Raw genomic sequence first — 7499 nt, 5'->3', positions numbered from 1 at the left:
GGCGGCGGCGCCGCCGAACAGCATCGCGGCGGCCATCGCCGCTCCGGCCCCGGCGCGCCCGGCGCGGGAGACGGGGGTGACGGTGCGCATGGCGCGGCGATGGGTGTGGTGCACGGTGTTCGACACGAATCGCTCCCAGCCCCGGGCTCAGCCCCCGCGCGTGGTCACGTCTCGCACCCTGTTCTCCGGTGCGCGGTGGGGCTTCCGGAAGGGATGTCGCGGACCTCTGCGCCGCGACACGTCCTCGAGACTAAGGGCCGGTCGCGCCCTCGTCAGGATGACTGGAAGCTTCTGGGGAAGGGCTTGACGGAGGCTTTACCCGGCGGCGATCGGGGTCACGTGGAGCTGGTCGGCGTCGAGGTCGCCGAGCGCCACCTCCCCGCCCTCGGGGCCGCGGACGACGACGCTCGCCCCGACGCGCTCCACCGCGAGCCGTGCCCCGGGAAGGATGCCGTGACGTGCGAGTTCGCCGAGCAGGTCGACATCGCTCTGGAGCCGCTCGCCGATGCGCTCGAGACGGACCTCGCGGCTCTGGCCGTCCTCGACCGCGCCGCGCAGCTCCTGGACCGCGGAGGTCTCGTCTTTACCCTCGTCCGTGGCCTGGGTCTCCTCGATCCCGAGGGCCGCGAGGCCGGGGATGGGGTTGCCGTAGGGGTCGACGTAGGGCGGGGTGATCTGGCGGGCAAGTCGCTTCTCGACCTCGAGGCTCATCACGTGCTCCCAGCGGCAGGCCTCCTCGTGGACGTGGGCGTAGTCCAGCCCGATCACGTCCAGCAGGTGCCGTTCGGCGAGGCGGTGCTTGCGCATGACGTCGGTGGCGACCTCGGTGCCCTCGGCGGTGAGGCGGATGCGCCGCTGGTCGTCGAGGTGGAGCAGCCCGTCGCGCTCCATCCGGGCGACCGTCTGGGAGACGGTGGGGCCGGAGTGCCCGAGCCGTTCGGCGATGCGGGCGCGCATCGGGGCGATGCCGGCCTCGTGGAGCTCGAACACCGTCTTCAGGTACATCTCCGTGGTGTCGATGAGATCTCCGGACACAGGCCCCTCCTCGGTCAGCGCGACTGGCGACGTCCAGCTTATCGGGCGCACCGACGTCGGACGCCCCGTTCGCCCCGGGCCGAGCGGGGACGGCGTCGGATCGGACCGACGGATCCCCTGGTCGTGGCTCCCCACCCTGCCCTCACCCCAGCAGCCCCAGGAGGTGGAGCAGCACCCCGAGGCCGTTGAGCAGGACGTGCGCGAGGACGCACACCCACAGCCGTCGCCAGCGCCGCCACATCAGGCCCAGCGCGATCCCGGTGGTGCCCTGCAGCGCGATGACCTGCGCGACGCTCTCCCACCAGGCCCCTCCCCCGTGGCTGAGGACGTGCATGAGGCCGAACAGCAGCGAGGCGAGCAGCAGTCCGGTCCACGGGCCGAGCAGCGCCTCGAGGCGGGTCTGCAGGAAGCGGCGGTAGATGAGCTCCTCGCCGAGACCGGCGGTGATCGCGGTCGCCGTCGCCGCGATCAGCAGGACCTCGAGGGGCGGCCAGCTCGCGGGGCCGCCCGAGGAGAAGGGGCCGACGGTCGAGAGCACGCCCAGCACGAGGGCGGGCAGTGCGATCACCGCTGCGCCGACCTCGGGTCGTCGGATCATGAGCGAGGCGCCTCTGCGCCGGGCGGACAGCGCGAGCGCGACCGACGGGACCAGCAGGAACAGCGCGGCCTTCACCAGCACGTAGTCCTCGCCCGTGGGCAGCAGCGGTACGAGCAGCGGGAAGGCGAGGACCAGGCCCAGCAGCACCGCCGTCTCGGCGCGCAGGGCGGTACGTCGCCGCACGTTCAGCTCCGCCGTGCGGCGTCCCCGCGGCAGCAGCGCGGTGAGCGCCGTCGCGGCCAGGGCCGGGACGAGCAGGAGCAGGACGGGCATCGGGGCGTAGCCGGGATCACGGGAGACCACCACCCCGTCGGGATGGCGCCAGGCCGTCACCGCGATCGCGAGGACGAACAGCGCCAGCAGGATGCCGACGACGACGGGGCGGTCCGCGGGGGCGGGCCGGCCGGTGGGCGCAGGATCGGCGGCAGGGACAGCGCGATCCGCACCGGGTCCGCGAACGGAGGAGGCGGGTCGTCGAGCGGCAGCAGCGGTCATGCCCCGATCCTGCCCCGCGGCTGCGCGACAGCGCCTCCTCCGCCCGGAGGAGATCCGCGTGCCGCTCCTGCGGTCCGGAGCGGATCAGCTGCTGCTGAGCCGCTCTCCTTCGGGCCGCACCGCTCCGCCGGGACGACGACGTGCCCCGGACCCGTGCGGGTCCGGGGCACGTCGGCCTCGCGCGCTGGTGCGCTGGGCGGGAGTGATCAGGCGAGCCGTCCGCCTGATCTCCTGCCGCTCGTGCCTCCCAGCACGTCGGTCAGGAGAGGCCCTTGATGATCTCGCGCATGAGATCGGCGGTCTCGGTGGGGGTCTTGCCCACCTTGACACCGGCGGCCTCGAGGGCCTCCTTCTTCGCCTGCGCGGTGCCGGCGGAGCCGGACACGATCGCGCCGGCGTGGCCCATCGTCTTGCCCTCCGGGGCGGTGAAGCCCGCGACGTAGCCGACGACCGGCTTGGTGACGTTGGCCTTGATGTACTCGGCCGCGCGCTCCTCGGCGTCGCCGCCGATCTCGCCGATCATGACGATGCCGGCGGTGTCGGGGTCGGCCTCGAAGGCCTTCAGCGCATCGATGTGCGTGGTGCCGATGACCGGGTCGCCGCCGATGCCGATGGCGGTGGTGAAGCCGATGTCGGCCAGCTCGTACATCATCTGGTAGGTCAGGGTGCCGGACTTGGAGACCAGGCCCAGCTTGCCCGCACCGGTGATGTTCGAGGGGGTGATGCCCGCGTTGGACTTTCCGGGGCTGATCAGACCGGGGCAGTTCGGCCCGATGATGCGGGTCGCGCCCTTGGCCTGCGAGTAGTTGAAGAACTCGGCGGAGTCCTTGACCGGGATGCCCTCGGTGATGATGACGAGGAGCGGGATCTCGGCGTCGATCGCCTCGATCGCGGCGGACTTGGCGAACTTCGGCGGCACGAAGACTACCGAGACGTTCGCGCCGGTGGCCTTCATGGCCTCCGCCACGGTGCCGAAGACGGGCACCTCGGCGCCGCCCTCGAAGGACACGGACTGGCCGGCCTTGCGCGGGTTCACGCCGCCGACGATGTTCGTGCCGGAGTCGAGCATGCGCTGGGAGTGCTTCATGCCCTCCGAGCCCGTCATGCCCTGGACGATGACCTTGCTGTTCTCATCAAGGAAGATAGACATGTCGGGTGCTGCTCACTTTCCTGCGGCGGCGGCCTCGGCGACCTTCGCGGCGCCGCCGTCCATGGTGTCGGCCTGGGTGACGAGGGGGTGGGCGAAGTCCGCGAGGATCTTGCGACCCTCCTCGACGTTGTTGCCGTCGAGGCGGACGACGAGCGGCTTGGTCGCCGCGTCGCCGAGCTTCTTCAGGGCGCCGACGATGCCGTTGGCGACCGCGTCGCACGCGGTGATGCCGCCGAAGACGTTGACGAACACGGCCGAGACCTGCTCGTCGCCGAGGATGACGTCGAGGCCGTTGGCCATGACCTCGGCGCTCGCGCCGCCGCCGATGTCCAGGAAGTTCGCGGGCTTGACGCCGTGCTTCTCGCCGGCGTAGGCGACCACGTCGAGGGTGGACATGACCAGCCCCGCGCCGTTGCCGATGATGCCGACCTCGCCGTCGAGCTTGACGTAGTTGAGGTCCAGGGCCTTCGCCTTGGTCTCCAGCGGGTCCTCGGAGGTGACGTCGACGAGCTCGGCGTGGGCCTCGTGGCGGAACTCGGCGTTGTCGTCCAGGGTGATCTTGCCGTCCAGCGCGACGATGTCGCCGGCGCTGGTCTTGACCAGCGGGTTGACCTCGACGAGGGTCGCGTCCTCCTCGCGGTAGACGTCCCACAGCTTCTGCAGCACGGGGGCGACCTTCGCACCGGTCTCGGCGTCGAACTTCGCGGCCTCGACGATCTCCTTCGCCTTGGCCTCGTCGATCCCGACGTTGGGGTCGACGGCCACTCGGGCGAGGGCCTCGGGCCGCTCGACGGCGAGCTGCTCGATCTCCATGCCGCCCTCGACCGAGCACATGGCCAGGTAGTTGCGGTTGGCGCGGTCCAGCAGGAGCGAGAAGTAGTACTCCTCGGCGATGTCCGCACCGGCCGCGATCATCACTCGGTGCACGGTGTGGCCCTTGATGTCCATGCCGAGGATCTCGGAGGCCTTCTGCTCCGCCTCCTCGGGGGACTTGGCGACCTTCACACCGCCGGCCTTGCCACGACCACCGGTCTTCACCTGGGCCTTGACGACGACGACCGGGGTGCCGAGCTTCTCTGCGCCGGCCTTGGCGGCTGCGGGGTCCTCCGCGACGACTCCTCCGAGCACGGGCACGCCGTGCTTCTCGAAGAGATCGCGGGCCTGGTACTCATACAGGTCCACGGGGTGCTTTTCCTCTCGATGTCGGCAGTGGGCGGCAGGCCGCACTGGCCTCGATGCCACCCCTGGGAACACCGCCAGGGTAACGCGTCCTCAGGCCCCGCCGGACCCGGGCCCGGCGCAGGAGGTGACTGTGGCGCGACTCTCATCCCGTCCGGCTCGCGTCCAGACGCCGCGTCTACGATGGGACGATGAGCCGCCGTTCCCGCAGCCTCGTCCAGCGCGTGCGAGACCACCTCGGATTCAGCATCGTCGCCATCGGGGTGCTGTTCATCGTGCTGCGCCTGCTGGGCATGCGCTCGACCCTGGGCGGCTTCGTGCTGACCGTGGGCATCACCCTCGCGCTGAACGTCGCCCTGTCGTACTACTACGAGCGCCGCGCCCGGAACCCGCGCCCGCAGCGGGAGCCCCGCGGCGGCGGGGACATCCGCTTCCGCGAGGACGACCGGCGCCCCCGGGACGACCGGCGCTTCGAGCACCTGGACCCGCGGGACCGCGGCGACTGGCACCGCTGAGGCGAGGAGAGCCATGGCCGACTGGAAGACCTACGTGAAGGCGGCGCAGAACACCGCCCGCAAGCAGGCCCCTGCCGCGAAGGACGCCGCCCGGAGGGCCGGTGACCGTGCCGGCGGCTATGTGCGCGCCGCCGGGCGCGCGGTCGACGAGGGCTGGCGCGAGGAGGAGCCGCGCGCGTCGGCGGGAGCCGGCGAGCGCGACGAGCGTCGGGAGCCGAGGAGCGAGCGGACCCGCGAGAACTCTCCTGCCGACGGTCGTCCCGCCGCCGACGAGCGTCCGGCAGCGGGCGGTCGTTCCGCGGCCGGTGATCTTCCCGCGGACGACATCCGGGAGTACGACCCTCGCGGCGACCGACCCCGCGGGCACGACGCGGACGCCGACGGCGTCGAGCGGGACCGAGGCCGCGCCCAGGACCGGGATGCCCGTCGGGAGCGGGAGGACGAGCACCGCTCCTCCGCTCCGGGGGACCGGCGCCGTCCCTCGGACCGGGACGGCGGAACGCGCACCGCTCAGCGCCCCCGCCCCTCCGGCGAGGAGCTGCGTCGCGAGGCCGCCGCGTACTACGCCGTCGCGAGCCGGCACGTCGAGCGCGCGAACATCGTCCCGCGCATCATGCGCGCCCTGCGCGACGCCCTGCTGATCGGCCTCTCGCTGGTGGTGATCTGGGCGGTGCTCGCCGCCGCCGGGATCCCGATCCCCTTCACCACCGTGCTGATCGCAGTCGGGCTGATCGTGGTGGTGAGCTTCGGCGCGGGTCTGTACGCGCAGTGGAAGCGCAGCAGGGAGCGGCTCGACCGGGCCGAGGATCCCCGCGACCGCTGAGCGCGCGTCGAGCGCTGCGCGCACCGCTCCCGAACGAGCATCGGTCCGCCCCGCTCGGGACGCGTGACGACGAGACCGTGACGCGGCGGCCCGAGCGGCCGAGCGTCGTGGCCTGACGTCGGGACCATGGCCGGACGGAGCGTCCTCGGCCGGTCCTAGCCTGGAACGGTCCCTGCCCGTTCCCGACCGGTCGCCTGCCGCCCCGACCGGTATCACGACCGAGGTGGTCCTGCACCGTGCCGTCCTCCCCTGTGCCGTCTCCTCCCGAGCCGTCGGCTCCTGAGCCGTCGGCTCCTGAGCCGTCGTCCTCCGAGCCGTCCTCCCCCGGTCCTGGTGCTCGTCCCGCCGGGCGCTCCCCCGCCACCGGGCGCGGTGCCTGGCATCGACGTGCCGCCCGCCCCGTGATGGGCTGGATGCTCGCTCTGGTCGTGGTGGTCCTGGTGCACCAGTGGCTGCCGCAGGCGCGCTGGCTGATGGTCCACATGGTCACGCTGGGACTGATCACCACCTCGATCATGGTCTGGGGGCAGCACTTCGCCGAGGCGCTGCTGAAGACCCGCCTGGGCGAGGAGTCCCGCCCGCGCCAGCTGGCGAGGCTGCGGCTGCTCACCGCCGGGGTGGTGGTGACGATCGCCGGGATGCTGCCGGGATGGCCGTGGCTGGTGGTGCTCGGGGCGCTGGCCGTCTCCGCGGCGCTGCTCTGGTACGCCGCCGCGCTCGGCGCGCAGATCCGGGCCGCGCTCGCGCCGCGCTTCGCGTTCACGGTGAGGGCCTACATCACTGCGGCCTGTCTGCTCCCCGTCGGTGCGCTGCTCGGCGCGGTGATGGCGTTCAGCCCGGGCGAGCCCTGGCAGGGACGGCTGATGCTCGCCCACCAGATCGTGAACGTGCTGGGGTTCGTGGGCCTGACCGTGACCGGCACGCTGCTGACCCTGTGGCCCACCGTGCTGCGAACGCGCATCGAGCTCGCCGCGGCGACCCGGGCCGCGGGCGGGCTGCTGGGCATGTTCCTGGCCGTCCTCGGCGGGGTCGCCGGGGCGCTGATCGGCTCCACCCTGCTGGGCTGCGCGGCGCTGCTCGCCTATCTCGGCTCCTTCGCCTGGGTCGCGGTGACTCTCGTGCGGGTCGGGGTGCACGGCGTGCGCCAGGAGCGCCGGGTGCCGCTCGCCCCGTTCCCGATCCTGTCGATCGCCGCGGGGACGGGCTGGTTCGCGCTGACCACCGCGGGCCTGCTGGTGATGTGGTGGCGCTCGGCCGATGCGCAGATGGCGAGCTCCCTCGTCGCCGCCGACGTGCAGCATCTCACCGTCCCCTTCGTCGCCGGCTTCCTTCTGCAGGTGCTGCTGGGGGCGATGAGCCATCTGCTGCCGGTGACCCTGGGCGGCGGTCCCCGCGCGACGACGGCGGCGCTGGCGGTGATGAGCCGCGGCGCGGTGCTGCGCGTAGTGGCGTACAACCTCGTCGTGGCCCTGTTCGTGCTCGCCGAGCGGGCCACGGCCGGCTCCGGTGCGCTGTTCTCCGCGCTCACGCTCGGCACCGCGGACGTCGCGGGCTTCGGCTCGCTCTCCCGGGTGCTCCTCTCCCTGCTCGGCTTCGCGGTGCTGGTGAGCTTCGTGGTGCTGCTGGTCCTCGCGGTGCGGACGAGCTCGCGCCTGCGCGGCACCGCCGTGCCGCTGCCGACGCCGGGCCGCCCCGAACCCGCCG

6 protein-coding genes and 1 pseudogene are annotated in these 7499 nt (G+C 72.6%); 3 read left to right on the top strand and 4 right to left on the bottom strand.

What is annotated here, in order from left to right; all coding sequences use genetic code 11:
- Nucleotides 1-315: 315 nt before the first annotated feature.
- The 4 genes from HMPREF3159_RS06800 to sucC form a co-directional block, all read right to left on the bottom strand.
- A complete protein-coding gene (locus HMPREF3159_RS06800; protein ID WP_070500285.1) occupies nucleotides 316-1035 on the bottom strand; it encodes a metal-dependent transcriptional regulator in 720 nt (239 codons plus the stop codon).
- Nucleotides 1036-1177: 142 nt separating this feature from the next.
- Complete coding sequence (locus HMPREF3159_RS16630) at nucleotides 1178-2128, bottom strand: CPBP family intramembrane glutamic endopeptidase (RefSeq protein ID WP_083305841.1); 951 nt, start codon at nucleotides 2126-2128, stop codon at nucleotides 1178-1180.
- Nucleotides 2129-2387: 259 nt separating this feature from the next.
- Nucleotides 2388-3278 (bottom strand): succinate--CoA ligase subunit alpha, encoded by an 891-nt coding sequence (sucD, locus tag HMPREF3159_RS06790; protein ID WP_070500283.1) that lies wholly within the window; start codon nucleotides 3276-3278, stop codon nucleotides 2388-2390.
- A 12-nt stretch (nucleotides 3279-3290) separates the two neighbouring features.
- Entirely contained in the window at nucleotides 3291-4460 is a 1170-nt protein-coding gene (gene sucC, locus HMPREF3159_RS06785) for an ADP-forming succinate--CoA ligase subunit beta (RefSeq protein ID WP_070500281.1), read from the bottom strand.
- A gap of 188 nt (nucleotides 4461-4648) precedes the next feature.
- Here sucC and HMPREF3159_RS06780 point away from each other — a divergent pair, with 188 nt between their 5' ends.
- The 3 genes and pseudogenes from HMPREF3159_RS06780 to HMPREF3159_RS06770 all read left to right on the top strand — a co-directional run.
- Nucleotides 4649-4972 carry a hypothetical protein gene (locus HMPREF3159_RS06780; RefSeq protein ID WP_070500279.1) on the top strand — a complete coding sequence of 108 codons (324 nt, stop codon included), beginning with the start codon at nucleotides 4649-4651 and terminating at the stop codon, nucleotides 4970-4972.
- A 13-nt stretch (nucleotides 4973-4985) separates the two neighbouring features.
- On the top strand, nucleotides 4986-5795 hold the full coding sequence (locus HMPREF3159_RS06775; RefSeq protein ID WP_070500277.1) for a hypothetical protein: 810 nt from the start codon (nucleotides 4986-4988) through the stop codon (nucleotides 5793-5795).
- 413 nt (nucleotides 5796-6208) lie between these two features.
- A pseudogene (locus HMPREF3159_RS06770) lies at nucleotides 6209-7499 on the top strand (copper oxidase); the annotation flags it as partial.

It is taken from the genome of Brachybacterium sp. HMSC06H03, assembly GCF_001807385.1.
Classification (GTDB): Bacteria; Actinomycetota; Actinomycetes; order Actinomycetales; family Dermabacteraceae; genus Brachybacterium; species Brachybacterium conglomeratum.
Note: the sequence above shows the minus strand (reverse complement) of the source record. Positions and strands in the feature narration are given on the sequence as shown.